This is a genomic window from Cytobacillus sp. ABV4_503, assembly GCF_056158445.1.
Genome location: NZ_JBSWTH010000001.1, coordinates 240,796 through 267,129, shown reverse-complemented (window position 1 = coordinate 267,129; position 26,334 = coordinate 240,796). Strand labels below are relative to the sequence as shown.

Below are 26,334 nucleotides of genomic sequence, written 5' to 3'. Positions count from 1 at the left end.
GAAACCTATGGCTATGTATTCATTTTAAGCTGGAGCAGGAAAATTTGTGTTGTTTCCGGCCTGTAAAAATCCCTCTGTTTAACTTTTTACCGAACAGCTCGCCATGGAATCCTCTTGCAACCGGATTGAACTTCCACTCCCCGTTATGCCGGTAAAGATCTGCTGCCACAATCGCTGTTTCAGCAGTAAAATCTTTTCCCAGATCAAATCGAAGGATTTCTTCACCGGTAACTCGGTTCAGGATGTGATATAGGCTTTATTTAATTGCCCGAAATGCTGTCCCTTTTGCTCGGCATCGTTAATCGTCACAGTAAAACTGAGCCTTTCCACATGGGGAGGAACTTTAGAAAGGCGGACCTCAATCTGTTCACTATCGCCGTGATCACTTCCAATCCGGCTGTCTCCATGGTAAAGAACACTGCCTTCACCGGCAATCGGATTGTTGTAAAAAACAAAATCCCCTTCTGATTTCACTTTTCCACTTCCTCCAAGCAGGAACACACTCGCATCGAGGTCAAAATCGGTCCCTGATATATCCCAGCCAAGTCCAACCGTAACCTCCTGAAGGTCAGGGTGCTTCTTCGTTAAATCGGTCTTTTGCCCCTTTAATAATGTTACACTCATTTGGATACTTCCTTCCATTTTGTTTCTTTCAGTCTAGCATATCTCGTATGCGCAAACAGTTAAGAGTAAAATAATAACCCGCCATGAATGACGGGTTCTGGTTTTATGGAATTTAACATAAATTGCTGGACTAAGAGAATTAGAATCAGTCCCCTCCACCGCAGCCTCCGCCATCTCCTCCAAAGCCGCCTTCTAAACTATCACAGTTATGCGAACTGCTATAGTCTCCAGTATGGTGATAGGAAGTATGATTTTTCCCGCTGGCATAAGAACGATTGGATGGTCTGGAACCACCAATAGCGATCATGATAATAAAAAGTAACCCAATTATAATGAACCCTGACATTTCCATCACCCCTTATTTTTATATACGAAAGATGGCTCGTTAGGTTTCAGAAAATTAAAATAAATTAAATGATACATTTATGAGTGTAATAACAGGCAGGTTCTACCGAAAAAACTATTATGATGACTTTGAATAACTAGAAAGAAAGAGGATTTTAAGATGAAAGAAATACTGGTATACAGATATGAAGATGTTATCCATGCCCCGATTGATTTGGTTTTCAAATACGTGGATGATGATGAAAAAATAAAGCTCTGGAATACAATGCTTATCGAAAACATTTACGACAATGAGGAAAATAATCCGGTCCCAGAGCCTGGCACCAAGTTTGTCGCCGTTCAGAAACTGGATAAAAAAATCATCAAAATTGATTCCGAATTGATTGAATATGAAGCTCCCCATAAAGTTGTTATGCACTCTCATTCCAAAGAAGGATTAAGCATTTCAAAGTATCACTTATCAAGAGAACATAACGGAACGCGTCTGATTGTGGAAGCAAGCCTTGTTCCAAGCAACTTCTTCTATAAGCTGACAACCAAACTTTTAGGATGGACAGCTAAATTTGTGTTTGAAGAACAATACCAGAACTTGAAGAGATATGTGGAGAATGAAGTGGATGATGATGAATAAAAAAGGTGTCCTGGAACAGGACACCTTTTACTGTAAAAGCCTATTTACTATTCCTTCTTCACCCATTTATCATCATCATTCTTCTCATATTTCTTCTTCACTGCACTCCAGGCAACCTTAAAGGCCGTTTCTTCCTCGTCATACTCTTCGCTTGCAGAATTAAACGCTTCCTTAAAGATTTCCTGTGCGTGGTGCGGAAGATTATCTTTGACGGAATCAGGCAGATCGCTTAGTTTATCATATGGCATTTTTGCTTCCTCCCCTGCACATGTTCTTATATGTATTTTTCCTGATTATAAGTGTTTTAAACATAGTCTCAGGAATACCTCATGTACAGATATAGCTACTCAGCCGCCTGTCATCCAACTACTCGGGAAGATTAATCAGTTCATCATAATACTCCTGGGGATTGGAAATATGGTTATCAATGAAAAACTTTGCCTGTTCTTTGAACATATCAATGTAAGACTCTCTGCTAATGGCTAAATCCCCTAAATCGGCAGTGTCTCCTTGAACTTGTACTGTACCTGCCTTTACGTCAACAACAACGGTCATATGTATCTTATCCTTGTAAAGAACAGTTCCCGTCACTTGTTGTTTCACTAAATCGACAAAAGAAAATTCATGGCGTACACCTGTTGGTTTAAACAGCGTATAGCCTGCATTTGCTTGATCTTTATAATCACTCATACTTCCACCTCATCATTTCACAATACCCTTGCCATTCAGCCAATTTTCTGCAGTGTCAATAAAGTCAGGTCTCTTCCAGGCAGTAATGGCATGTCTTTCTCCCATCCGTTCAACAAGACTTTGAAAAAACAAATCCCCCAAATAATATCCCAATCGGCTATACCCAAATCTTTCACCGCCGCGGATAGAAAACCATTCAAGAAATATCGCATCTGCTGTTTTTGAAGCATAATCTTCAGCAAATTTCAGCTTGATATCATGATGGTTGGATACTGCGAATTCCAGCCAACCACCACCTTCATTATCGAAGGAAAAATAGACAGACCGGCTTAAACCGGATTCCGTCATTCTGGAAAAATGGGTAGCCGTCCCTTCCTGATACAGCCAGGTAAGAGGGTTTGCCCACCTTATTTTTGCCCAGTCCATCCCCGATTCATTTGAAATAATATTGTGGCAGGCATGTCCAAACTCATGCGCAACTATAGCTTTTAGATGATCGGTTTCTGGCGACAACTTCTCTAAAGCAAAGGTAATATTAGGGATGATCATCCGATGTGTAAAGGCATTCGAACCAAATCCGCCCACGATCAGATTAATTTCAATCGGAAATGAAACCTGATACCCGGCTGAATACTTATCAGCCACTTCTTCGATTACAGGAATAATCTTTCCATGAACGGCATCAATTGCAGGCAGCAAATACTTTGCAATCGATTGCCGGTGCCTTTCTTCGGAGTCGTTACAATGATAGGCAAAATACTCCATAAATACTTCAGGATATTTATCATAGTAGCTTCTTAAGAAATCTACCGAAGGCTGATAGCTGCGCATAAAAAACGGAATGGTATCAATGATTTTCATAGATTAGATCCAATCTTTCACATAAGCCACTAAACCGATCACAGAACCAATTACAGCGCCAAAAAGCACATAATAACGTGTTTCGAGCTGAGCGAGCTTTTTTGTCAAACTAACCCCTCCTGACCTTTGTTCCTATTTTCTACGCTTATTTTTGGAAAAGGTTTCAAGTTTTTGTTAAAGACCCTACTCCTGGATCGGCAGCACCGTCGAATCCTTAATTTCCCTCAGTGCCAGGCTGGTCTGAATCTTCGTAATTCCCAATTCATTCAGCTTCCTGATAAACATCTCCAGCCCCTTGCGATCCTTGCAGGCAACTTTCAATAGATAATCATACTCCCCTGTTAAACAATGACACTCTAAAACTTCCTTCATGGATTCCAGCGTTTTTTCAAGAGATTCCAGTTTTTCAGCCTGGTGCATATTGGTGCTCATGAACACGAAGCATAATAAATCAAAGCCCAGCTTCTCATGGCTTAGAATAGCCACATGATTTTGGATATATCCTTCCGCTTCCAAACGCTTAATCCTTGCGTGTACAGCTGGAGCAGACAGATTCACCCTTTTCGACAGTTCCAGGTTGCTAATCCGCGAGTCCTTTTGGAGCAAATCCAATATTTTAATATCCAGGTTATCTAACACCTTGCTTACAATCGATTCCACTACCCATCAGCCCTTTTCAATTATTCCAAATACTGATCAAATCACATGTTCAAACTGAATATCACAAACTTATAATCTCATATACTTTTAATTATTTCGAATTAATATCATTATACAAAATTATCTTTTGTTTGATTTAAAAAATGTTAAAATTATTCATATAAACAATGTCATTGTGCACAATGGCTCTGAAAAGGAGCTAAATGACGTGAAATATTACCTCCTCCTTCTATTAACAAGTTTTCTTTGGGGCGGAAATTTTATTGTAGGAAAAACGCTTGTTGATCACGGATCCCCTATTACCTTAACCATTTTAAGATGGGCCATCGCCATCATTTGTCTTGTTCCTCTTGTATGGCATAAAGAGAAACGGCTGCTGCCACCCAAAAATGCCATCCTGCCATTATTGCTGATGGGCATCACGGGAGTAGCTTTGTTTCAGGCACTGCAATTCATGGCACTGGAAAAAACATCGGCCACCAGTGTTGGCTTAATCTCTACATTAAATATGTTTTCCATTGCTGCCTTTTCTTTCATTTTTCTAAAAGAAAAAATAAACACACTGCAGTTCATGTCCATGTTCGTTTCATTGTTTGGCGTACTGCTGGTCCTTTCAAAAGGAAGCCTGGAGATGCTGGTTTCGCTGCAGTTTAATAACGGGGACCTTTTTATGATGGCCGCGGTGGGCATGTGGGGAATTTATTCGGTCTGCAGCAAATGGGCCATGTCTTTCGTTACACCTATGATGTCCATCTTATACTCAGGCATATTTGGCCTACTCGTGCTTTTGCCGTTCAACACTGCTGATTTCACCATTACAGATGTCAGTACTTCATTTCTTTTATCCATTCTGTATACGGGTCTGATTTCAACAGTCCTATGCATGGTGCTCTGGAACATCGGGGTCAACCAGCTGGGACCAAGCACTTCCGGCCTGTTCCTAAACTTTAATCCAATTTTCACAGCCATCTTAGCTTTTATCTTCTTAGGAGAGGTTATGAACTGGATACAAGCCATCGGAAGCATCATTGTCATTGCAGGGTGTTTCTTATTCTCGGCACTTAAAACCAGGCCTGGAAAAACAACAATGGGGATTCCCGCAACAGTGTTCATAAGGGAGCCGGTTAAGGAGAGATAAGAGAGCGGGACAGAGGGACAGGTCCCTCGTCCCAGCTGAAAGTTGGGGACAGAATACCTGTCCCCTTGTCCCTTTATCTCCACCCTTCTAAATATTAGTGCGGTATTGAATGTGTTATCAAATAAAAAACCATTAATATACTAAACCCGCATAGCAAAATTAACATCGCATAAAAAACTTTCCTCCATAATCCGCCTATGAAGTAGACACTTACTAAAAAATAATAGATTAGTACACACCCAAAAATAAACAAAAGAAATTCTTTGGTTGATTCCTTTAAAGGCAGCGGCGCCGTCACATTTGTTAAAGCCAATCCCCCGAAAATAAATAGGCCTATACCATATAAAAATTTTTTCAGGCTTACTGCACTTTTATCATTTTGAGTTTTCAAGATCTCCACCCCTCATAAGTAATGGTACGAATTTCCATAGAAAAGGTTTCATTAACCCCCCCTTTTTTTGCATATTTCAAACGGAGGCAGCATATAAATTAGGTAGCTTATTTAAATAGAGCTCGAAGCAGTTAAGCCACACTAACTGTTTATATATCCGTAATAAGGGGGTGCTGAACACGCAATGCGGTTTGCACCCCCAATTAATATTTCTTCCTTTGAACCCGTTAGCATGTTTACAGGATTTCTTAATACAATTCTTTTAGAGGTGATAAAAAGTGCCAAGAGTACAATATACCGACAGTGACGTGGCTTTAATGGCAAGGATGATGAGGGCAGAAGCCGAAGGTGAAGGAAAACTGGGGATGCTTATGGTCGGAAATGTTATAGTCAATCGAAGAGCGGCTGATTGCCTCGATTTTGTAGGTCTCCGGACAATACCTCAAGTCATATTTCAAGTGCAGGGAGGAAATTACTCTTTTGAAGCCGTACAGAAAGGAAATGTTTTTTACAACAGGGCCAGAGGTGTAGAGAAACGATTGGCTAAACAAACCTTAGACTATTGGAGGCAGCATCCTTCCAAGTTTGCTCTCTGGTATTTCAATCCATATGCTCCATGTCCGCCAACATGGTACGATCAGCCTTTTTCAGGACAATTCAAACAGCATTGCTATTATGAACCCCAAGCTAATACATGTGAAAGTGTTTATAGGTGATCATACCCCCACGTTTAGTGGGGGATAATTTGCCTTCCTTTAGTGTATGTAAATCCCAAAAGAAAGCTCTTAGTTACTATCCACTTTCTCAAGGGCATCCGCATAATAATCATCTATTACCAGCATCGGTTCCTTTATAGCTTCCAGGAGTTTTTCTACATTGACAGATTCCTTTTCCAGTTCTTCGCTAACACTTCTATAAACTGTAATAACCGCTTCTATTCTTTCTGTTTCTTCCTTACTCATACGATATGATTGATTTTCAAGAAACTTATCCGTCATGCCATTTATAAACCCATCAACACGAAATAAGCTATATTGAAGCAAGTTCCAATCAGGTGCATCCTCTCCCATATCAAAAACAGACATGGCAGACAAATAGGAATTGATACTTCTGCTCTCTCCGTTCACAACCCTCCATGAACTATATAACTCGTCTTTAAATTCATCCTCTTTCTCAATAGGTATCTGAACAAATTCCTCAAGCCAGTGGGCCGAATTATCGCCTACTGCAGCTATAAACCTCAAATGTGCATAATTCCTTTCCTGGCTTTGTTTTATATAGTGCCTGTATCCGAGATTTATATAAATGCTATAAACAAAAGCTGACACCATTAATATAAAGAACATTCTCTTAAAATACTTTTTCATTGTCTTCTTCATCAAATCCCCCTCTGCATCTATCGTTCCAAAAAATAAAAAGCCGCCCTCCTGGCAGCTGACTAACTAGCAAAATTGATTAACACTGCTCCCCAATAAAGAAAACTCATAGTAAGAAATACAAATGCAAATGTGGATATAGCTTTTGGCAATTTACCGTATGTATAAATGAATGTACACCCAATTAAAATGTGGATAATAGCAAAAAGGATTAGGTTCATTTTTCCACCTCTTTACTAAATGGTATTAAAAAAAATGGAAAGCAACCCCTGATGGAATAAAACTAGCCGCCATTTTCACGAAAAACTACTTATCAATACAATCGCTTATTCTTACCATTTCAATAAGGAAGCATCCAAAACATACACGCCACCCATAAACACAATCCAAACAAGAACAGGCAACCCTAAAGATTTCAAAGCATTTCTCCAGCCGCCGAATTGCTTGCGCTGCAAAATATAATCCGTAATAAAAAATAACACAGCCGCTGCTAAACTTAATCCAAGCAATATTGATCCAAAAAGCAAGTGCAGGATTAATGAAATATATATTTCCATTACCCTGTTAGTACGATTCGAAATAAAAAAGGCTAATAAGTCACTAACGGCAGAAGTTAATGTGCCATAAACCAAAATGACCGGGAAGCTGTATATAAGATAAAAGGGAATGGATATCATAGCACCCTGAAAGTATTCACCAGCAGAACCAGCTTCTCCAACAAAAGGATCCGTTACAATCAGACCTAACACAATTGCGAACAGAGACCCTGAAATCGATGCAGCTATTACTTTTCTTGCAAACATTTGATTGATGCTCATCTTATTGCCGCTCCTTTTTAGACATACCATCCCTGTTCATTCTATCAACATTTATGTAAAGCGGAAAAATAGTTAAATCCGAAGCACCGTTCCAAAAACCTGCTGTTAACTAGATTTTTTTATTAATTCCTTCCTGTACATATTCGAAACCAATATCCCTCTTCCTCCAAACAAATTGGAATTTTTATAGATTTTTATATCACTTTCTAATATATTACTTTTAGATTCACTTCTTTATGAAGTGGCGAGAGAGTGTAGACAAGGAAGCACCCAATACGGTTATTTTCATGCAGAACTAATGCTGACAGGAAAGAAATCATATGGACAGCCGCAGTGCACAAGACTGTCAGGCAATATAAAACAAAGTGCCTGCACCTGCCTGCTTATATGCAGACCGACACAGGCACTTCCCCGTTTTTATTTAATACCCTTCACAAGCTCTCTCATCGAGTTAAGCTTCGAGGTCAATTCAAAAAACCATTCTTCATCTCCAGTGGAAAGGGCCAGATCGATCAGGAAATGAATCTGTTCTTTGTTGGCTACTTTTGCTGCCGGTATTTTCTTGACCTGTTTGCTCAGCAGCGGAATGATTCTGCCTTCAATGGTTTTATTATCACTTGAAATTACTTTTGTCTTTATAATGCCTTCTTCTAAGGTCTCTATATAGCCAATGATCAGTTCCCCTTCACGGGATTTTCCTTTAATCCAATCTCCCGCTTTTAAAATGGCATTATTGTTGGACATCATTTTTTTCACCTTCTTTAAAGAGATTTTTAAACTGTAATATTTTTTGTTACATTTTAACAAATGGAAAGCATGTTAGCTCCCAATTAATTTTCTCTATAGATCAAATCAACAATATCCTTTAATGTATAGTGCTTTAAATATTCACCTAAATGTTCCTCTGCACCTAAAAAAATGCTAATCAGAACTCTTTGCATATTTGCCCCTACTACACAGGCTTCATTTGATTCCGGACACTTTGGCTGCAGTGCGCCTTCAGAAGTAATCTTATAAATATCCCAAAGATTCACTTCGCTTAAATCCCGGGCAAAAATAAATCCGCCGCCCGTTCCCTCTTTTGATTTAATAAATCCATGTTTTTTTAATAAACTCAGGACTTTTCGGATGCGGACCGGATGGACACCTGCACTTTCAGAAATCGCATCGCTCGTTGACATGCGATCCAGCTGCAGGGCGAGATAAGTTAGACTGTGAATGGCAAGAGTAAAATCGCTATTCATGGCCGGCCTCCTATGTTTTCTGGTGCTGTACTGTAAGACTAAGTGTTACAGATTGACTTGTCAAGAATTTACAGGCTGGTGCTGTCTAGTTAGCCAATCTTTGCAGTTCATTGTATGAAAACGTACGAAACTTCCGTGGAAGGAAGCTGCGAATTTCGTCCTCGTTAAAGCCGACCTGAAGTCTTTTTTCATCCAGAATAATCGGTCTGCGAAGCATTTGCGGATTATCAATAATCAATTGATATAACTCTTTTAGCGGCATGGAATCAATATTCACGTTTAACTCCTGGTAAGCTTTTGATTTAGTTGAAATAATCTCCTCAGTCCCATTTTCTGTAAGACGAAGAATTGATTTAATTTCATCCACTGTAAGCGGATCTGTAACAATATTCCGCTCAACATACTCTATTTGATGCTCCTCAAGCCATGCACGGGCCTTCCGGCAGGAACCGCAGCTTGATGATAAGAATAAATTCACCATTAAAAACACTCCCTCTATTGATTTCGTCTTTATAAAAATGTAATAATAAAAATTACAGTTAGCACAAAAATAAAGCTGCATTTATTAATACTGCAGGATATACTGTAATAATAATATTTACAGTTGCAAAAGTCAATATGCACTTTTACTAAATCCTGCAGCCGATAATATTCTAAAGAGCTGATATAATATTACATATCTCATTTTTACTAAAAGGATGTTTCAATTGGATTGGAAACCTGATAGAAAATCAAAAACACCTATTTATAAGCAGCTGGCGATTTATATAGAAAACGGAATAGCAGATGGCACCTTCCCCCCAGACAAACAGCTGCCCTCAGAAAGAGGATTAGCAAAACAGTTTGATATCAATAGAAGCACAGTTGTTGCTGCATATGATGAACTGGAGTCAAACGGGATCGTTGAACGAAATCGGGGAAGCGGTACGATGGTCAGCAAGGATATCTGGGGAATGGCCAAAAGACGTATTCCAAGCTGGAACCGATATATTGAAGCAGGCTCCTTTTTGCCCAACTTACCAGTCACACAAAGGATCCATAAAGAACTGACAGAGACAAAACTGATCAACCTGGCCAGCGGGGAACTCTCTCAGGACCTCTTTCCTTTGGCTTCGCTAAGAAAGATTACTTCCAATCGCTCTTTTATCGGGACACTGGGGTACGATCACCCACAGGGAAATGAAATTCTGAGAAAAGCACTGGCTGAACATGTAAAAGAGTTCCGGGACATCGAGACCAGCCCTTCTTCCATACTTATTACATCCGGTGCCCAGCAGGCCCTGCATCTAGTCGTCCAATGCCTCTTAAAACCCGGGGACTCTGTTGCCATCGAGGATCCCTCTTATCACTACAGCCTGCCAATCTTTAAATCAGCCGGAGTCAAAACTTATTATTTAAAGACAGGCAAGGATGGAATAAATCCTGATGATATCATAGCCTTATATAAAAAGCATCGAATTAAGATGATCTTTTTAAATCCTATTTTTCAGAACCCAACAGGAACATTGCTTCCTGAAGACAGGCGCAGAAAAATCCTTGAATTATCCTCTGAATACGGGATTCCGGTGGTGGAAGATGATCCTTACAGCCTAACACCCTTTACCGGTGAAAAAATGAATACACTCAAATCCCTGGACCGCAACGGCATTGTTTTATATATAAGCTCTCTGACCAAAATTGTCGCTTCCGGGCTTAGAATCGGCTGGATCATTGGCCCCAGACCGGTAATTGAGCGGCTATCAGACGCCAAGCAGCAGGTGGATTTCGGCCATGGAAGCTATTCTCAATGGATTGCGAATGATTTTATTGAGTCCGCAGGCTTTGAGTCACATTTAAAATTTCTGACCAGGCAATTGGAACAGCGGAGAAATCAAATTGTTTCGAGCCTGGATTTTTTCCTGAAAAACAAAGTGGAATTCAGCATACCGCAGGGTGGAATTCATCTTTGGTGCCGGATCAAAAAAGAGCACAATGAAAATCAGCTGCTTGAAGAATCAATTAAACGGGGTGTCATCTACGTTCCTGGAACAACCATGGGATCTGAAAAAGGATTTGTGCGTTTTACGTTTGGCAGGGAAAATGAAGAAAACATCCATGAAGGGATTAAGCGGTTTGCTGAGGCTCTGAAAAATCTCGAATAATGAAAGAACGCCTGATTTTCAGGCGTTCTTTCATTATAAATAGAAATCTTCCATTCATTTAATCCACATATCTGCTTATCCAATTCACACCTCCACAGAGTCACACATAAAATTATGATGTCACAGTTCTGCAGGACTCAAAAAGTGTTTATTTTATTCTGAATGAATGGAGGAGCTGTCATGACGAAATCTGGTTTTGTTCCCGATAATACAAACATAAAGAAAACAAGCGGAACCCCTAATCTTTTTTTTGACTCAAGGGATAGTGTTTTTTTCGAGAGAGACCCTGACAATATTGCTTATGAGGTTACTTCCACGCAAATGCCGGCCATGGTGGGCGGAGCTTTTGTAGACCTCTACCTTACAAAAGGACATATTCGGGAACCGCATTGGCACCCCAATGCCTGGGAACTGGATGTGGTGGTTTCAGGTGAAGCGATTATTTCAATTGTTGATCCTGATACGAAAAAACTGCACAATTATCGAGCTAAGCAGGGCCAAGTCGTCTTCATCCCAATGGCTTGGTGGCATTGGATTAGACCTGCATCAGAGAAATTGCATCTCCACCTCTTTTTTAACAATGATCAATTTGAAACGGCAGAAGGGTCTGATACACTGCGCCTGACTCCGCCAGAAGTTTTCCAGATGGCCTATGGTGTGGATTCCATTAAAATAGCAGATGCCCTCACACCAATTAAAGAATCTGTGGTAATTGGGCCCCCTGCAAAGAGAGAGCCTTCAGAACCTATTACAAAATACTTAAATCCAGATTGTACAAACAGAAAAAATGATAAAATATCCATAAATATCAATCATAAATCTATTGATTTTTAAAAGGATCCAAGGGTATGGAAAATCCATGCCTTTTTTAATGATTAGTGCATCTCCTAATCCGATTTCTATGATTACATTAAATACTTAATTCATAATGGTAAAATTGCTCATCTCGCTTAAACCCGATTTTTTCATAGAGTCTTTGTGCAGAGAAATTATCAGGAGCCGTACTCAGGCTGAGACTTACCGCCCCTGTTTCAGCAGCGAGTTCTTTTGCCTTGTCTATAAGCATTTCCCCTATTCCCTGTTTTCTTGCCTCTGCATCCACATACAAGTCATTCAGGATCCAGGCCCTTTTCATAGATATAGATGAAAAAGTTGGGTAAAGCTGAGTAAATCCAAGATAATTTCCTTCCTTCTTTACTACATATATGACAGAGTCTTTCTTTTCTAAGCGCTCTTTTATATACTCGGCTGCTGCTTCCATATCCGGTGCTTGCTTATAAAACACACGGTATAAATTAAATAAAGCGGAAACCCCTTCTAAATCGTTCATTGAAGCTTGGTAAATTTCCATATTCATAACCACCTTTATAGCATTAATTAAGTAATTATATAAATATTAACAAATATTTGTAAACTCAATATGTTCATAAAATGAAAAAAGCCCCAATCTCTTAGGGCTTACTTCCCGCTCCACCGAAAGAACCGCACAGCAAGTACAACAGACACAATCCCAATCCCTATCAAAACAGCAGCTTCAAACCCATATTCCGTAATAGGCGCTTCCGTCCAGGTTCCCCTGAGCAATTGAATCACATAATAAAGCGGAAGGATTTTAGCTGCATATTGCAGGACTGTCGGCATCATCTCAAGAGGAAAGGTCGCTCCTGAAAGGAACAGCATCAGATTCAGGAATAAGGAGCTGATGGCTGCTGCAGACTGTGCATTTTTAGCTAAGGATGTAAGGAATAAAGCAAACGGAAAAAAAGCCAGAATGCTGATCAGCAGTGAGAGCAGCGTACTTCCGATAAAAGCTGGCAGGGTCAAATCATAGAGAAGCATGCCAAAGACCATTAGCAGCAATGCGGATATGGCAAAGATGACGGTCCCTTGAAAGGTATGGGCGGCGAGGATTTTCCAAGGCTGAAGCGGAGTCGACTGATATCTTCTCAATACGCCTGTTTCCCGGTAATTGGTTAAGACAGTTCCCAGTGTAAAAAAGGAAGTGGTCACAATATTGACGCCAATCCATGAAGGAACAAAGTATTCCGCAAAAGCCTTTTGGCTCATGTTGTCTCCCACAAACATGGAACCGAACAGCCAAATCATGACTACTGGAAACAGGAACGTCCAGAACATACTTAGCCGGTCCCTAAAGAACATTTTCGTTTCAAGGCTGGCGAGCTTTACAATTGCATTCATCCGATTTTCTCCTTTTCTAAGTACTGGACAAATAAATCATCGAGTGAGCCCTTCTCAAACTTAAAGCCAGCCAGACGTATCCCCTTTTCCTGACAGTGAGTGAAAATGTGATAAGCTGTTGTCTGCTGATCATCGCAGTACACTTTGAATTCGTCCAGATTATTTTCCACTCGTTCAACACCAGGAAGGGAATTTAAATATTCCCGGCTAAGGCCGGCACTCGTAAAAGCCAGGCAGCCACCAGCCCCTTCATTTAGCAGCTCACGTGGTGCATCCAGTGCTTTCAATTGGCCGCTGTAGATCATTGCCACCCGATCACAAAGCTGCTCAGCTTCTTCCATATAGTGTGTGGTCACGACAATGGTGCTTCCCCGTTCCCTTAACAGCCGGATTAATGACCACATTTCCCTCCTTGCTGAAGGATCCAGCCCCATGCTCGGTTCATCAAGAAAAAGAATCTCTGGTTCGTGCAGGGTGGCTAAGGCGAGCGTTACCCGCTGTTTCCAGCCGCCGGACAGGTCATCAAACTTTACGTTCATTTTTTCTCTCAAACCAAGCAAGTCTATTAAATAATCTTTTTGCGTCGGGCCTTCATAAAAGGAAGAAAAGAGATCCAGCGCTTCTTTTACTTTCATTTTCTTCTGAATGGATGTGGCTTGAAACTGCACGCCGATTTTTTTGTTTAATTCACGCAGCTGCTTGCTTGGCACAAGACCAAGCACTTCGACTTCCCCCCCGCTCGGAACTGAAATCCCCTCAAGTATTTCAAGTGTTGTCGTTTTTCCTGCTCCGTTCGGTCCTATAATTCCGAAGATTTCCCCTTTATAAACGGTAAAAGAAAGATTCTTTATCGCCCGGGTGGCACCAAAATTTTTAGATAAATTTTTTACAGAAATGACACTTTCCATCCGGATCCTCCTTTAATCTTTATATAATCAGTATAGGGCTGTCATTTCCAAAATTCACCAATTGCAATGCGACACGCAGGATGAGTATGATAAGATGCACATATTAGCCTCCGACTTGCAAATTTCATTATCAGTCAGTGAAGGCTGTTTTAAAAAATAATGCCTGCACCACTTATGTTAAAGTGAACAGGCATTTTTTCTATTTGATAGAAGCTGCAATTTCCAATGTCCTTAGTGCTCCCTCGGCTTTCTCAATCTTATAGACGGTTCGTTCCTCCTGCCAGACGAGCATTTGATTCCGGGAATGCTCACTGATTGTGTCAAATTTGCCGGTTCCATACATCTTAGGAGGCGGCAGCGTACTGCTTTCTAAGAATTCAACTACTTTTTTGGAGTCAGTCAGGAGATTATCAGGATCTTCTGTTCGTGCCCGTGATGTAAATGCCCATCTTCCCTCATTCCAGCTAAGGTATACGGAACCGGCACCTGCATCCTGGTAGCCTATGATGGAATATCCAAGATCAACCGGATTTCCGCCGATCTCCTCAAAATTCTGGTATGAAATTTGTTCAGATGCAGCTTCATTGCTGTCAAAATTCTGTCCAGACAGAACGGCTAGAATAGAGTCGTCACTCAACTGATCCAATTTAGCATTGTTTATAGGAATTACATCTTCTGTCTGAAAGAAAATAACTTGGTAAGAATCTCGATCAGAGACGGTCTTGGCTGTTAAATGATATCCCTGGTTCACGTTCAGCGTATCAGGCATCTTAATTGGAACATCCGTGCTCAATTGCTTTTCCGTTTCAGCTATTACTTCCTCAGGAGTTAATGCTCGCTCGTGAGCTTCTTCGTGATTTTCAGTCTCCGTGTTTCCAGTTTCCTGATTGCTGCTCTGGACTTTTCCATCGTCTGTTTGTTCCGTCATGGCAGGTTCACTGGTGCAGGCTGAAAGAATAATCAGGAAAGCGGCAATACTAATTGCCTTAATCTTCATGAATCCTCACCTCAAAAACTGTTTTCCCTTATGTCTATTTGCGAAACGCCCATGATATTCTTCTCGTATGGCATAGCCGCCTGTATGACCGTTTTTGCACTTACAATTCGTAATTGCACACCCTCATTCGAGGCACTCCAGATCCTTATTCAGCTTCTTCGATTCGTTTTTAAAGTATAGATAAAATCCGATCCAGCCAATCGCGTAAACCAATAGTGAGATTGCAAGATAAATGAAAAAGTTCTTTACTCCGATCGGAATCCAGCCAATCCAAAGCCCTAATGTGAAATAAACAATCGTGACGGTAAGATAATGCAGGGCAGTCTGCATGGGCAGGCGAAGTGAGCGGATTTCAAAATAAAGCGGAGTAACCGTAAACAGCCAGCCGCTGATAATAAAGCCCAATGCATTTATGATAAACTTTTGCCCATCTAACGTGGGTTGACCGCCGAAATAAATTAAGGCTATAGCTGCCGCTGTAGAAATGAATCCCCCAAAGAATATGCCGATCATGCTTCTGTACAAAAATGCCCTCACTTCGTATCCCTCCTGTTCATTCTTAAAATTTCCTTTATCCGTCCCACATAATGGCGTGAAGCATACTCCTTCTCCCCCGATTTAAAGTGAACACAGAGTGTTCCGTTAAAGGATGGCTCAAAATGGCTCATGGCGTAAAGGTTCGCTATGACTGACTTGGATATCCTGATAAAACGGTGGGAAGGGAGGGATTGTTCAAGTTCATAAAGTTTTTCCTTTACTTTAAAAGTTCCTTCTGAGGTGGCGGCTGTTACTGTGTCTCCTTCTGAACGGAAATAATGAACTTCATCAGGCTTTATTAAGTGCTGATTCTCTCCATCCTTTCCGACAATCAGTCCGGTTTCATTCTTTTTGAGGTACTCGAGGATTTCCTGGATAGCCGGGGTGATTTCTTTGCAATGGATTGTCACCGAGGTTTCTTCGTTGCGCGGGTCGATGTCGAGTACGATTTTCATGAAGGACGCTCCTCCTTTCCATCAGCTTTATAAATTTAGTATAGATGGATAATTTCCAATTGTCACCAGAATTAAGGCAGCATGCAAGATCAGCATGGTAAGCAGCAGTTAATTACATCCCTCCTGCAGACATAAAAAAGCCTAAATCACTCTGGATCTAGGCGTCAATTTAATGTTCTTATTTTAACCGGCCTTAATTGCCAGTGAACTGCTTTGAAGGCTATCAGAAATCAGGCTGTATGCTATGACCTTTTTTCCGCGCTGTTTCACCACATCAATTCGGTCCTTATAGCTATATACGAACAGCGTGTCCTCTTTTTCCAGAAACTCGATAACTATAGGTGTTCCACTGATCTCCGGCCGTAAAAAAAGCTGTTCCCTGCCAGGGTGGATATAATGTTTCTTAATAAATATTCCTTCATTGAACTGATTGATAAACTGAAGTTTCTCCTCATCTTCCAGCCTACTATCACCAATTGTGACTGTAACCTCTTTTTCATCAAGCCTGGAATGAGTTTCAAATTTCCGAATCAGCCAATTAACCGTGCCTGTCGGCATACAGGTCAGCACGATTTTCAGCAGACTAACGAGAATAATAGGAACCACTACTGCCCATGTCATCTTTTTTCATCTCCATCTGTATTTAGATCAGCCAAATATAAATTCCTAGAGAAGCTAATCCGATAAAAATAATTACCACATATATTAAGGTTAAATTGGTTGTGTTCCGTTTTGTTGAACTTCCATAGTTCTCGTCAGCCTTGCCTGTCAGCAGCAAAGTCGAAACCACAGCAAAAATTAAAATAATTAGAACCAGCCCAAGCATTATTCCCATGCTGCGCACCTCTTCTTTTACATATTAATAAACTTCTATAAGTAAATAATATCGCATACTAGCCAATAATTAACCATCCACTTAGATCTAAATTTAACCATCCACTTTAACCATATAAAAATGCCGCTCACAGCTTATAATGGGTACAGCATACTATTCTTGGATTCTGCTTATCAGGCATAGAGATTTCCCCAGCTTCCAAAATATCACTATTAATCTAATGAGGCAATTTCATAAGATACTCCCTCAAATCATCTGGCAGCTCGTTCACGGCTAGTACTTTAAAATAGCTGACAGTATAGTTTTTTGAGTAGAATATGGAAAAATTATGTTATTATTATCAAAGACTATTTTTAAGCGGGGATAATAATGAAAAAGATAATAAGGTTGATCATGGGAATTAGCTTTCTTTCTTACTTATGTGCCTTAACCGTATTACTGTTCTTTATATCGAGAGGATATTGGTCAGACATGCCTTTAATGGAATATATGAAGCATTCCTCAAACTTTGTGCCCTTTAAAACAATTAATGGGTATGTGATGGCAATTCCCAATGGAAGCATGAATTTAATCATTCCTATAAAAAACCTAGCCGGTAATGTGGCTGCATTTTTGCCAATGGGAATTTTTCTGCCCTATTATATTAGAAGGCTAAACAGACTTAAGTCATTTACAATTACCATGACTGTCATGATCCTTAGTGTGGAAATTATTCAGCTGGTCTCAAGAAGAGGCAGTTTGGATATTGATGACTTTATTCTAAATATCATTGGAGCTTTAATAGGGTTTGGATTATGGAAAGCCATGACAGCCCGGAAAGCAAGGAAAAATGCAGTGAACGTATAATAAATGCCTGTCTAACTGATATAGACAGGCATTTCCATTATCTTGCTTTATTAAAAATTAATCTAATCAGCTGCAGCCCATTTATTGCTAGCATAATTACAGCCAAAATTGTTAAAAGCGAGATATCCGGTGCAAAGACAGAGACAGAATGCCAAGGAGAAGATGTGCTGGATGTGAAAAGAGGGATTAGTGCAGCTGACAGGCCAATAAAAATCAGCCCTAAGAAAAGTCCCGTCCCCTTTTTTAAAAACTTCCGGGTTCGGAATCTTTTCCATAAATAGATTGCAAGAATTACTAGCAGCAATACACATCCCAGCAAAATGTATTGTATGGTCAAACTATGATTAGGTACTTTTTCAGGCTCATCGCCATTTAATAGACTAATAATATGATCCTTCAGATAGTAAAGTCCATCTTCCTCTAAAATATGATTCTTATTTGTCAGAATCACGCCGCCCCAGCCGGTATCCGGAATATAAAAGACTTCTGCATGCGAATCAGGGGTAGAACCAGAATGCCAGATCATTTCTTTGGGAGTATCAGGGCCTGATATGCGTATTCCTAAGCCATAATATCGGTCCTCTCCTGTTTGTACCTGAGGAGTCATAAATAAATCCAGTGTTTTTTCACTGATAAAATGATCTGGCCCTTTCCCGCTCAATAATTTTACAAATTGGGCCATATCTGCAGAGCTGGCCGTAATGTAACCGTAAGGCGCCCCGGCATTATCATAGGCTACGGAACTTTTCACCGGCATCCCAAACCAGGATTGATAACCGCTAAAGTATCCTCTCTTATAAGCTCCCTCTTTATTGGCTGCAGCATTTTTCATCCCTAAAGGCTGAAAGATCTGCTGTTCCATATACTCTGCATAGGACATTCCTGTTAGTTCTTCAAGAATCGCACCCAAAATTAAGAAATTGGCATTGCTGTATTGATGCTTCTCACCAGGCTCAGCAGTCAGTTCAACTTCTGACAATTTCTTGACTTGATTCTTAATATCATTCCTGCCTGTAAACTCTTTATCTGATAGTGCAAGCCCGTCATAGGTACTCAACCCGCTTGTTTGCGCGAGCAATTGCTCCACTGTTATTTCGGCAGCTTTCCCATTTTTCAGTTTAAACCAGGGAAGATATTCTTGAATGCTGGCATCCAGACGGATGGTTCCATTATCAGCTAATTTCATAATGGCCATTCCCGTTAATGATTTGCTTATGGAGCCAATCGTAAAAGGAGTTTGTTCTGTAACATCCTCCTCTGATTCTCCAGTAACGCCCCATGAATGTGAAAAAAACAGCTCATTATTATGAACGATGGCAACTGAAGCTCCTGGAACTTGATATTCTACCAGGTAATCCTTAATTGCCTTCTCAATTTTTGCTTCGATGCCTTCTTCAGCTGAAGCCGAGTTTACAAGCAAATAACTAAATGAAGTGAACAAGAAAAGAACCAATAATATCTTTAATAAACTGGACGGCAAGACTGCCATATAACCTCTCCCTCTGCCAGTGTTCTTGATTAACGGTTTGTCCCGTTGCTGGGATGCTAAAAAATATCTATAGGCACATTCCCTTTCTTGATTTCATCTTACCTGTATTTGGAAATCTATATAATGAGCGTCAGCTTTATTTTCAAATAGGACTTGAGACGCAGTAGAAGATCGGACTCTTTTCATCAAAATAGATAACATGGAAAATAATGCAGGTTAATGTGGAATGATGGAGGATACACATGGGGCAGGGAAACAAATAACGAGACTGCAGTGCTTAGATTTCTTTTGCCTATAGAACTGATGGAATGATGATTTTACTATTCCATACCAGCTGCGAACCTTACTGCCTTTTTTTTCATTTATTGCTCTCCTTCTTTTTCAAACACAACCACGTTATTTAGTACATGCACTGATTGGGTGCCTATGCATACTTTATCTGAGAAATTCAATTTCACAAAAGGACTGAGCAGCAATGGTTAAATATTTGGATTACACCTCTCCGTCTTTAAATTACTTTTTTGATGTAAACAAAAGCAATCTGATGAAAAAAGATAACCGGAATTTAATAAATGTTTTGGGCATTCAGCAATTAAACACGCTGGAAGATGTCTCGCTTCTGGACATCTATCTTAGCAAAAATAATGTAATAGAACCTCATTATCACCAAAACGCTGCTGAATTGGTTTATTGCATATCCGGAGCTGCAACGGTTTCATTACTTAATCCATTTACAAAACAAATCCTGAACTATTACATTACACCCGGGCAAGTAGCCAATGTCCCTCAGGGCTGGTGGCATTATGAGGTAGCTAATACCGACAGCACTCATCTGCTGGCCATTTTTAATGCTCCTTCTCCTGAAGTCATCCTGGGATCTGACATTCTAAAATTAACACCTTCAAATATAATGGCGCACACTTATTGTATGGATGCAAAGCAATGGAAGAAGACCGTAGCACCTGTCCAGCCTTCAACCTTTATCGGACCGGCAAAAGACTGCAGCAGAAATGCTAATAGCTCTGAACCAAACCAGCAATATCAATACACCCAGCAATATTTCCCTCAGCACATGTATTATTATTGATGGTTTCACAGGCATGGAAATTACCATGCCTGCCTTCTTAGATTCTCTTAGCATATACAAGTCTTTCGCTTAACCCCAACCCGGTCCTTCGACTCCACCTTCTCAATATATTCCTTTGCCAAAGGAACTTTACAGGCAGAGTTTCCGACGTCTACATGCACTTTTCCGATATGTTCAGCGACATTCTTCGCTTCCGCATTCAGGTCCGGTACATAAGAGCCCACTGAGATGACAAAGCCATTCATCACATACCGTACTCGGTTTTTTTCCTCATGAATGGTATTTTTTACTTTACTCAATAATGCTTTTATTTCGCTGACATCCAGCTGATTATCAGATGTGATTGATACATAATTGGAATAAGTGCTCCAGCCGCAGACCGAAACCATTTCATCCTCTGATTTGATCCACTCCCGGGCTAGTTCAAGAGCATAATCACTTTCCGCTGCCACCTGGGCAACTGTATACTCCGCAGCCATGTACCAATATGCCTTTTCAGCCCATTCCTGTAAAGTCTCCTTTGTCATAAGCCTCGGATTGACAGATAGTCCTGCCAAATACATCGCATCATGATTTCCTGATTCATATAATTGCAGTGCCAGGCCATGATCCTTCTTTGCAAACTTCACAAGCTTTTTTAAATCTCCAACCTTCACGCCAAAAAAGGGCTCCTTCGCCCCGTGATTCATAAAGATCCGCTTGGTCTGCTCTGTACCAAGCTCCTCAAGCTTTTGCATGATTTCTTCGTAAGTCATATTCTCTCTCCCTTTCAAATAGCCACCTCTTCATTATGGACCTTGATCATTAATATTAAGCAGGAACTTTGAGTGATTCTCAGATTAGCCTCCTATTTACTCAATTAATTCCTCTACAAAGCTGAATTGAACTATATACAAAATAAAATAGGCTACAACCGAAGAGCTGATGCCCATTAAGTTCATTAACGAGGTGACATCATTCTTTTGGTTCATAGATCCATCCTTATCTCCAGGTCTGTGGGCTGCTTCTTAAAAGGAGTTTTATACTCTTTGAAAATAAACTCCAGCCCGGATATATCATCTGGCAGAGGAGGAGATACAACGAAATTGTGATTGATATGTCCGCTTGAACCTCCTCCGCCCGTTTCTCTTGTATCATATTCACCACTTATTTCAAGACTCCAGAAACTATGACGAAAAAACCGATCTCTTTCATCTTCTGCGTCAGCTTCCCAATCAATATTAAAATTCACAACACTCGAATTCTCATATTGCCGAATAAAGTTGACTGAGTATATAGACTTTTCTTTCTCAACTGACCTCGAAATCGGGATATACTTCTGGAAATTTACAGGCTCGACCTGCGGGCGGAAATGCTCATCATTTTCAAGCAGTCCGAATAATGACCTTAGATAATCCTCATAAAGGCCATACTTTTCTGCCCAATCCGAAATCACTTCAAGCCGCGGATACCCAGGGTTATCAGATAATTCCTTCCGCTGCTTCAGCAAAGAACAGATCTTCTCGTCAATGGATAACAGTCTTTCATCATAATGCTCTGCAGGTCTTTCAAACGGCATTCTTTTCACCCTAACTCCTCCTTCGTGCTACTGATAATTTTTTAAATACTGCCCCTCTTGAAAAATCCTTTCCGCATTCAAGGCTGTCCACTCTTCCGGAGTAGTAGCCGGATGCAGTTTGAGATAAGATTCTATCATCTTATAGCCTTCACTGTAGCCATAATGACGGGGAAGGGCCTGACCGCCCATTAAGATCTCCAGAGAGCGATTTAGATCATATGTATCCAGATCCCCTTCAATTTTGGCCCAAAAAGTTTTATTAAACATTGGGTCCACATGAGAAAAGGTGATATCTGGATAAACGAGTTTTTCAAACATCACAGCTTTCCCTTCAAAAATGAGAGTATCCAGCACAGAAAAAGACATACCCATCTTTAAGTGTTTCTCAGTCCAGATACTGTGATGATATTCATGCGCTATGCCTGCTCTAATCATATCTTCTGTGTAAAATTCATTGTAAAAGACAGTAATCTTTCCAGCTCCTGCCGCGACCATTGTATTGGCATCTCCGGGATGTGAAGGAAAAACGCAAACTGCTGTTTCATTCTCCGAAGGTAAATAATCTGAGGATTTAAAAAGTGCTTCCATAATGACAGCATTTGTTTTTTCTTCATCGATTTCGTTCAGAACTTTCGTAATTGAATCAGGGTTTTCAGGAGTCCAATTCAGCAGGCTATCTACCATGTGGAGGTGTTCTCCGTCCTTAAAGCAGGTGCTGTAGACATTATTTATTATATTATTCTGATAAACTTCACCGGCAGCTTCAGGATTTTTTTCGAGCTGATCAATCAGAGAAGTATATAGCTTATAAGCGTGTACGACTTTGTATTTCTGTTTTGTCTCCGGATGTTCAAATGAATAAACAATCTGTTCTTCAACTTGGTTTTCATCAGGTACATTGCTCGATTTATCCTTTTCGGAACAGGAAGCCAATGTGAACAGTATCGTCAGCATCACTATAAATCTTGAAAAACACAAAACTCTTTTCAAACCAACCCCTCCTGATCAAATATTCCTAAATTAATTTTACCATAATATGGACATTCACTAGGTGACTCTCATAAAAAAACCTGCCCTCATTTACGGAGGCAGGCAGCATAAATCCCTGGACTTCACTCATCTTTATGCAAACATAAACCATTCCATAGCTATCAGATGTGACAGGTGTCTCCATCCAATCGCTAAATACATGGACAATCCCCATTCCGTTATTCAATAGAAGCCGTTCCATTCTCTAGGTAAAACATACCGCAGGGCTCTTTATCATATAAAATTGGATCATTATATACTTCTGTATTATTCATAGTATCCCGATTTATTTCTCCTTTCTATCTTCAAATGAAGTTTCACTTCTGGCTTCAATTTTATAGGGTTCCTTGCTGCTTTTCCCCACCAGCCCATAATCCAAGTCATCAATTGGGGTATAGTTACTGCCTGATATGTCTCTTCTGGACTTAAACATCCGAAAAAGAATATATATCAGCAAACCTATTACTGCAGTTAATAAAATATAGCACACTCTGCCACCTCCTAACCGTTATTTCTTATATATCGATAGAAACAGTTCTTCACCCCAACACCATCCAAATACTGTAAATTAAATACTAACCTATCTAAACCAACTTTTCTTCTAAAATTTAAGTGGATTTTCAATAAACTAAAAAACTCACACCAAAAATAGTAAAAACACTTAGATTATTTTGTTGCATTTTTTTACAAAAAAGGATAATTTTAAGTCATAAAGAATAATATGTTACATCTGCTGAATTGATGGCAGACCTTATAGCGAGAGAATATGTTATGGAAAAAGGGGATTGAAACATATGCAAAAGTATAGAAGGAGAAACACGCCAGCTTTTACATTTTTAGCATACTTTACACTGATTGCCGGTGTTGGTCTGTTTCTTATCGGACTTTACAATGCTGATATGGAGCTTAATGAAAAAGGGTACTACATTGCCGTCATGCTTCTGGTGGCGGTCGGGTCCATTTTGACTCAGAAAGTGACACGGGACAATGCCGAAGATGCGGAAATCATGGCAGAGCAGGAGCGCAGATCAGCTAAAATCGAACAATAATACACAAGCTCAGAAATGCTTCTGGGCTTTTTCTTTTTATTAAATAAAATGTGTTGACTTTAACACTTAAAAGCGTTTAAGATATAAAGCATCCTAATACTTAAATGCTTTGAAGGAATTGAAGTAGTGGTATCCTCCCTGTTACAGAGAGCTGGTGGTGCTGAAAACCAGTACAAAGGAGATCATGAATTACGTTTCTGGAGCTTCTTATTTCTTTTCTGAAATAAGACGGTTTAGCCGTTATTCTGTGAAGTGGTAAGTTATATACTTACAATCAGGGTGGTACCGCGAATAAATTCGTCCCTGCTGAATGAAAATTCAGCAGGGACTTTTTATATCCATTTACTTTCGCACTCAAAAGCGTTTAAGCATGAAAACTAATAAAAGGAGACCTACCAAATGAAGAAATCGATTCCCCTGCACTTACGCCCTTTTACAGCCCATCAGCATTACAATGCTTACAGTCCCATTGACCATGCGGTTTGGAGATATGTGATGAGGCAAAATCATCATTTCCTTGAGGACATCGCCCATGATGCATTCACTTCAGGTCTGAAGTCATCCGGCATTTCCATCGACAGCATTCCACGGGTAAGTGAAATGAACGATCATTTAGATAAAATCGGCTGGGGGGCTGTCATTGTCGACGGATTGATTCCCGGCACAGCGTTTTTTGATTTTCAAGCGCATGGCATCCTTCCTATCGCAACGGATATACGCCAGAAGACCAATATCGAATACACACCCGCTCCTGACATTCTCCATGAAGCGGCGGGGCATGCACCGATTTTATTTGATGAAACCTACTCAGAGTTTGTTAAATTAATAGGGAATATCGGAGCTAACGCTTTTGCGACAAAAGAAGAACATGAGGTGTTTGAGGCAACAAGGCATTTATCGATTGTCATGGAAAGTCCAGCCTCAACTGAAGAAGAAATTGAAGCAGCCAAACAGCGATTAAAGGAAAAACAGCTGCAAGTAAAAGGACTTTCTGAAGCTGAGCAAATCTCCCGGATTTTCTGGTGGACGGTCGAATTTGGCCTGATTGGCGAACTGCAGAAGCCCAAAATCTTTGGTGCAGGACTGCTGTCATCTGTGGGCGAAAGCAAGCATTGCCTGTCCGATCAGGTGAAGAAACGCCGGTTCACAATTGAAGATGCTATTAACACCAGCTATGACGTTACATCTATGCAGACCCAGCTATTTGTTTGCGAAAGCTTTGAACAATTGATAGAGGAAGTGACGAGATTCGGCGAGTCCATGGCCTTCAGGCAAGGTGGAACAGCGGCTATCGAAAAAGCGATCGCTTCAAGCCAGGTTGCGCACATCGAACTCAATTCAGGCATTCAAATTACTGGTCTTTTCACTGATATCATAAAGGATGCAGAAGGTGAAGCCATCTATGTCAAAACGACAGGTCCGAGTGCCCTTTCGATTCAAAATGAACAAATTAATCATCATGGGCCTGATATTCACCATGACGGCTTTGGAGCGCCGATCGGAAAATTGGCTGGAGGCATTAGGCTTGAAAATCAAACAGAACAGAGCCTGAAAAAACTTGGCATCGAGATGAATAAAATGATGCAAATCACCTTCGAAAGCGGAGTAGAAATTTCCGGCCATGTGACGAATCTGTTATTTAATCATGATTCCCTTGTTTTAATATCACTTGAAGAATGTCTCGTCAAAAAGGAAGATGAAATCTTGTTCCACCCCACTTGGGGCATCTATGATTTAGCTGTGGGCAGCCAGATTGTTTCTGCACGTCCAATCGCAGCGGATTACGCTGCATTCCACGGAGAATCTGTTATGAATGAAGATAGCCCAAAAGAAGGAAAAGCCCTAACCCCTCTGGAAGAATTATATGCGGAAGTAAGACAAATCCGGGAAACGAATTTCCCTCAGGATGTCCTTCTTCACAGTGTTATCGGAAAAATTCTTGATGAGTTCCCGGAAGAATGGCTGCTTCAGCTGGAAGTTCTGGAACTGCTTGAAAAGCATGACAAAGAATCGCCTTTGAAAAAACTGCTTCTGGACCAGCTTGAAAAGTTAAGTAAGGAAGAACGCTATGTCCGCCTGATTCAAAACGGACTCGATGTCATCTTTGATTGGAGGCATGTCACAGTATGACAAAAATAAGTGAAGAAGAAATAGCCCGGAAACTATCCAAGCTGCCAGACTGGAAAAGAAAAGACAGCAAATGGATTGAACGGCGCTATCGCTTCAAAGAATATTTAGACGGTATCGCCTTCGTAAATAAAATTGCATCTCTTGCTGAAAACGAAAATCATCATCCTTTTATCGCCATTCAATACAAAATGGTGATCGTCTCCCTCACTTCCTGGAGTGAAAATGGGCTGACAGGTCTGGATTTTAAGCTAGCCCGGCAGATAGATGATGTTTTTCTTGCAGACCATAATTAAGAA

At 40.4% G+C, this 26,334-nt stretch carries 33 protein-coding genes, 1 pseudogene and 1 other annotated feature; of the genes and pseudogenes, 10 read left to right on the top strand and 24 right to left on the bottom strand.

The genetic code is table 11. From position 1 onward, the window contains the following. Positions 1 to 19: 19 nt before the first annotated feature. Together ACXAD1_RS01445 and ACXAD1_RS01440 are read right to left on the bottom strand one after the other, a co-directional pair. Positions 20 to 624: pseudogene (locus ACXAD1_RS01445) on the bottom strand (TerD family protein). Positions 625 to 769: 145 nt separating this feature from the next. Then, entirely contained in the window at positions 770 to 970 is a 201-nt protein-coding gene (locus tag ACXAD1_RS01440; protein ID WP_474909230.1) for a hypothetical protein, read from the bottom strand. A gap of 159 nt (positions 971 to 1,129) precedes the next feature. On the opposite strand from ACXAD1_RS01440, the gene ACXAD1_RS01435 reads away from it, so the two are divergent. Next, positions 1,130 to 1,600 (top strand): SRPBCC domain-containing protein, encoded by a 471-nt coding sequence (locus ACXAD1_RS01435; RefSeq protein ID WP_370223917.1) that lies wholly within the window; start codon positions 1,130 to 1,132, stop codon positions 1,598 to 1,600. Positions 1,601 to 1,647: 47 nt separating this feature from the next. Here the strand turns inward: ACXAD1_RS01435 and ACXAD1_RS01430 are convergent, their stop codons facing one another. The 4 genes from ACXAD1_RS01430 to ACXAD1_RS01415 form a co-directional block, all read right to left on the bottom strand. After that, on the bottom strand, positions 1,648 to 1,848 hold the full coding sequence (locus ACXAD1_RS01430) for a ChaB family protein (RefSeq protein ID WP_206845090.1): 201 nt from the start codon (positions 1,846 to 1,848) through the stop codon (positions 1,648 to 1,650). 118 nt (positions 1,849 to 1,966) lie between these two features. Next, entirely contained in the window at positions 1,967 to 2,290 is a 324-nt protein-coding gene (locus tag ACXAD1_RS01425) for a hypothetical protein (protein ID WP_206845091.1), read from the bottom strand. A gap of 12 nt (positions 2,291 to 2,302) precedes the next feature. Then, positions 2,303 to 3,151 carry a hypothetical protein gene (locus tag ACXAD1_RS01420; RefSeq protein WP_370223918.1) on the bottom strand — a complete coding sequence of 283 codons (849 nt, stop codon included), beginning with the start codon at positions 3,149 to 3,151 and terminating at the stop codon, positions 2,303 to 2,305. A gap of 183 nt (positions 3,152 to 3,334) precedes the next feature. Beyond that, the gene (locus ACXAD1_RS01415) at positions 3,335 to 3,811 is read right to left on the bottom strand and encodes an Lrp/AsnC family transcriptional regulator (protein ID WP_474909229.1); all 477 of its coding nucleotides are present in this window, start codon (positions 3,809 to 3,811) and stop codon (positions 3,335 to 3,337) included. Between the two features lie 208 nt (positions 3,812 to 4,019). On the opposite strand from ACXAD1_RS01415, the gene ACXAD1_RS01410 reads away from it, so the two are divergent. Beyond that, entirely contained in the window at positions 4,020 to 4,949 is a 930-nt protein-coding gene (locus ACXAD1_RS01410; protein WP_206845095.1) for a DMT family transporter, read from the top strand. Between the two features lie 669 nt (positions 4,950 to 5,618). Continuing rightward, a complete protein-coding gene (locus ACXAD1_RS01405) occupies positions 5,619 to 6,056 on the top strand; it encodes a cell wall hydrolase (RefSeq protein ID WP_009335446.1) in 438 nt (145 codons plus the stop codon). A gap of 69 nt (positions 6,057 to 6,125) precedes the next feature. Here ACXAD1_RS01405 and ACXAD1_RS01400 read toward each other — a convergent pair whose 3' ends face one another. The 5 genes from ACXAD1_RS01400 to spxA form a co-directional block, all read right to left on the bottom strand. Further along, a complete protein-coding gene (locus ACXAD1_RS01400; protein WP_370223920.1) occupies positions 6,126 to 6,719 on the bottom strand; it encodes a hypothetical protein in 594 nt (197 codons plus the stop codon). Between the two features lie 329 nt (positions 6,720 to 7,048). After that, a complete protein-coding gene (locus ACXAD1_RS01395) occupies positions 7,049 to 7,534 on the bottom strand; it encodes a hypothetical protein (protein WP_370223921.1) in 486 nt (161 codons plus the stop codon). Between the two features lie 417 nt (positions 7,535 to 7,951). Further along, a complete protein-coding gene (locus tag ACXAD1_RS01390; protein ID WP_370223923.1) occupies positions 7,952 to 8,281 on the bottom strand; it encodes an IDEAL domain-containing protein in 330 nt (109 codons plus the stop codon). Positions 8,282 to 8,364: 83 nt separating this feature from the next. Continuing rightward, positions 8,365 to 8,778 (bottom strand): RrF2 family transcriptional regulator, encoded by a 414-nt coding sequence (locus tag ACXAD1_RS01385; protein ID WP_370223924.1) that lies wholly within the window; start codon positions 8,776 to 8,778, stop codon positions 8,365 to 8,367. Positions 8,779 to 8,863: 85 nt separating this feature from the next. Next, positions 8,864 to 9,259, bottom strand: a complete 396-nt coding sequence (spxA, locus tag ACXAD1_RS01380) for a transcriptional regulator SpxA (RefSeq protein WP_076260056.1) — start codon at positions 9,257 to 9,259, stop codon at positions 8,864 to 8,866. A gap of 226 nt (positions 9,260 to 9,485) precedes the next feature. On the opposite strand from spxA, the gene pdxR reads away from it, so the two are divergent. Beyond that, positions 9,486 to 10,919 carry a MocR-like pyridoxine biosynthesis transcription factor PdxR gene (gene pdxR / locus ACXAD1_RS01375; protein ID WP_474909228.1) on the top strand — a complete coding sequence of 478 codons (1,434 nt, stop codon included), beginning with the start codon at positions 9,486 to 9,488 and terminating at the stop codon, positions 10,917 to 10,919. Positions 10,920 to 11,099: 180 nt separating this feature from the next. Further along, complete coding sequence (locus tag ACXAD1_RS01370; protein ID WP_474909227.1) at positions 11,100 to 11,753, top strand: cupin domain-containing protein; 654 nt, start codon at positions 11,100 to 11,102, stop codon at positions 11,751 to 11,753. A gap of 76 nt (positions 11,754 to 11,829) precedes the next feature. On the opposite strand, the gene ACXAD1_RS01365 is transcribed toward ACXAD1_RS01370, so the two are convergent. The 8 genes from ACXAD1_RS01365 to ACXAD1_RS01330 all read right to left on the bottom strand — a co-directional run bounded on the left by ACXAD1_RS01365 (position 11,830) and on the right by ACXAD1_RS01330 (position 16,850). Then, the gene (locus ACXAD1_RS01365; protein WP_370223930.1) at positions 11,830 to 12,270 is read right to left on the bottom strand and encodes a GNAT family N-acetyltransferase; all 441 of its coding nucleotides are present in this window, start codon (positions 12,268 to 12,270) and stop codon (positions 11,830 to 11,832) included. Positions 12,271 to 12,377: 107 nt separating this feature from the next. After that, positions 12,378 to 13,118: an ABC transporter permease gene (locus tag ACXAD1_RS01360; protein ID WP_370223932.1), complete on the bottom strand. Its 741-nt coding sequence runs from the start codon at positions 13,116 to 13,118 to the stop codon at positions 12,378 to 12,380. Then, positions 13,115 to 14,026 (bottom strand): ABC transporter ATP-binding protein, encoded by a 912-nt coding sequence (locus tag ACXAD1_RS01355; RefSeq protein WP_370223934.1) that lies wholly within the window; start codon positions 14,024 to 14,026, stop codon positions 13,115 to 13,117. Before ACXAD1_RS01355 ends, ACXAD1_RS01360 begins: the two co-directional genes overlap by 4 nt. A 199-nt stretch (positions 14,027 to 14,225) precedes the next feature. Beyond that, on the bottom strand, positions 14,226 to 15,023 hold the full coding sequence (locus ACXAD1_RS01350) for a hypothetical protein (protein ID WP_370223936.1): 798 nt from the start codon (positions 15,021 to 15,023) through the stop codon (positions 14,226 to 14,228). Positions 15,024 to 15,146: 123 nt separating this feature from the next. Beyond that, positions 15,147 to 15,560: a DUF3021 domain-containing protein gene (locus tag ACXAD1_RS01345; protein ID WP_061791884.1), complete on the bottom strand. Its 414-nt coding sequence runs from the start codon at positions 15,558 to 15,560 to the stop codon at positions 15,147 to 15,149. Beyond that, a complete protein-coding gene (locus tag ACXAD1_RS01340; RefSeq protein ID WP_370223938.1) occupies positions 15,557 to 16,015 on the bottom strand; it encodes a LytTR family DNA-binding domain-containing protein in 459 nt (152 codons plus the stop codon). The genes ACXAD1_RS01345 and ACXAD1_RS01340 overlap by 4 nt, the downstream gene beginning before the upstream one ends. A 183-nt stretch (positions 16,016 to 16,198) precedes the next feature. Beyond that, positions 16,199 to 16,636: a YfmQ family protein gene (locus tag ACXAD1_RS01335; RefSeq protein WP_370223940.1), complete on the bottom strand. Its 438-nt coding sequence runs from the start codon at positions 16,634 to 16,636 to the stop codon at positions 16,199 to 16,201. A gap of 22 nt (positions 16,637 to 16,658) precedes the next feature. Beyond that, positions 16,659 to 16,850, bottom strand: a complete 192-nt coding sequence (locus ACXAD1_RS01330; RefSeq protein ID WP_206845126.1) for a hypothetical protein — start codon at positions 16,848 to 16,850, stop codon at positions 16,659 to 16,661. A gap of 369 nt (positions 16,851 to 17,219) precedes the next feature. Here ACXAD1_RS01330 and ACXAD1_RS01325 point away from each other — a divergent pair, with 369 nt between their 5' ends. Further along, positions 17,220 to 17,696, top strand: coding sequence for a VanZ family protein (locus tag ACXAD1_RS01325; RefSeq protein ID WP_370223942.1), 477 nt, complete (start codon positions 17,220 to 17,222; stop codon positions 17,694 to 17,696). A gap of 37 nt (positions 17,697 to 17,733) precedes the next feature. Here the strand turns inward: ACXAD1_RS01325 and ACXAD1_RS01320 are convergent, their stop codons facing one another. After that, complete coding sequence (locus tag ACXAD1_RS01320) at positions 17,734 to 19,185, bottom strand: serine hydrolase domain-containing protein (protein ID WP_474909226.1); 1,452 nt, start codon at positions 19,183 to 19,185, stop codon at positions 17,734 to 17,736. A gap of 475 nt (positions 19,186 to 19,660) precedes the next feature. Between ACXAD1_RS01320 and ACXAD1_RS01315 the strand changes: the two genes are divergently transcribed. Next, positions 19,661 to 20,272, top strand: coding sequence for a cupin domain-containing protein (locus tag ACXAD1_RS01315; RefSeq protein ID WP_474909225.1), 612 nt, complete (start codon positions 19,661 to 19,663; stop codon positions 20,270 to 20,272). 47 nt (positions 20,273 to 20,319) lie between these two features. Here ACXAD1_RS01315 and ACXAD1_RS01310 read toward each other — a convergent pair whose 3' ends face one another. The 4 genes from ACXAD1_RS01310 to ACXAD1_RS01295 form a co-directional block, all read right to left on the bottom strand. Then, entirely contained in the window at positions 20,320 to 21,027 is a 708-nt protein-coding gene (locus ACXAD1_RS01310) for a DNA alkylation repair protein (RefSeq protein WP_206845131.1), read from the bottom strand. 212 nt (positions 21,028 to 21,239) lie between these two features. Then, positions 21,240 to 21,839: a hypothetical protein gene (locus ACXAD1_RS01305; RefSeq protein WP_206845132.1), complete on the bottom strand. Its 600-nt coding sequence runs from the start codon at positions 21,837 to 21,839 to the stop codon at positions 21,240 to 21,242. A gap of 18 nt (positions 21,840 to 21,857) precedes the next feature. Continuing rightward, positions 21,858 to 22,820 (bottom strand): DUF2268 domain-containing putative Zn-dependent protease, encoded by a 963-nt coding sequence (locus tag ACXAD1_RS01300; protein WP_370223950.1) that lies wholly within the window; start codon positions 22,818 to 22,820, stop codon positions 21,858 to 21,860. 325 nt (positions 22,821 to 23,145) lie between these two features. Continuing rightward, positions 23,146 to 23,349 carry a hypothetical protein gene (locus ACXAD1_RS01295; protein WP_474909224.1) on the bottom strand — a complete coding sequence of 68 codons (204 nt, stop codon included), beginning with the start codon at positions 23,347 to 23,349 and terminating at the stop codon, positions 23,146 to 23,148. Between the two features lie 304 nt (positions 23,350 to 23,653). On the opposite strand from ACXAD1_RS01295, the gene ACXAD1_RS01290 reads away from it, so the two are divergent. From ACXAD1_RS01290 to ACXAD1_RS01280, 3 genes are all read left to right on the top strand, one after another. After that, a complete protein-coding gene (locus ACXAD1_RS01290; RefSeq protein ID WP_009335475.1) occupies positions 23,654 to 23,908 on the top strand; it encodes a YiaA/YiaB family inner membrane protein in 255 nt (84 codons plus the stop codon). Positions 23,909 to 24,008: 100 nt separating this feature from the next. Further along, positions 24,009 to 24,216 (top strand) — a binding site (T-box leader). A gap of 91 nt (positions 24,217 to 24,307) precedes the next feature. Further along, entirely contained in the window at positions 24,308 to 26,038 is a 1,731-nt protein-coding gene (locus tag ACXAD1_RS01285) for an aromatic amino acid hydroxylase (RefSeq protein WP_474909223.1), read from the top strand. After that, complete coding sequence (locus ACXAD1_RS01280) at positions 26,035 to 26,331, top strand: 4a-hydroxytetrahydrobiopterin dehydratase (protein WP_206845137.1); 297 nt, start codon at positions 26,035 to 26,037, stop codon at positions 26,329 to 26,331. The genes ACXAD1_RS01285 and ACXAD1_RS01280 overlap by 4 nt, the downstream gene beginning before the upstream one ends. Positions 26,332 to 26,334: the final 3 nt, after the last annotated feature.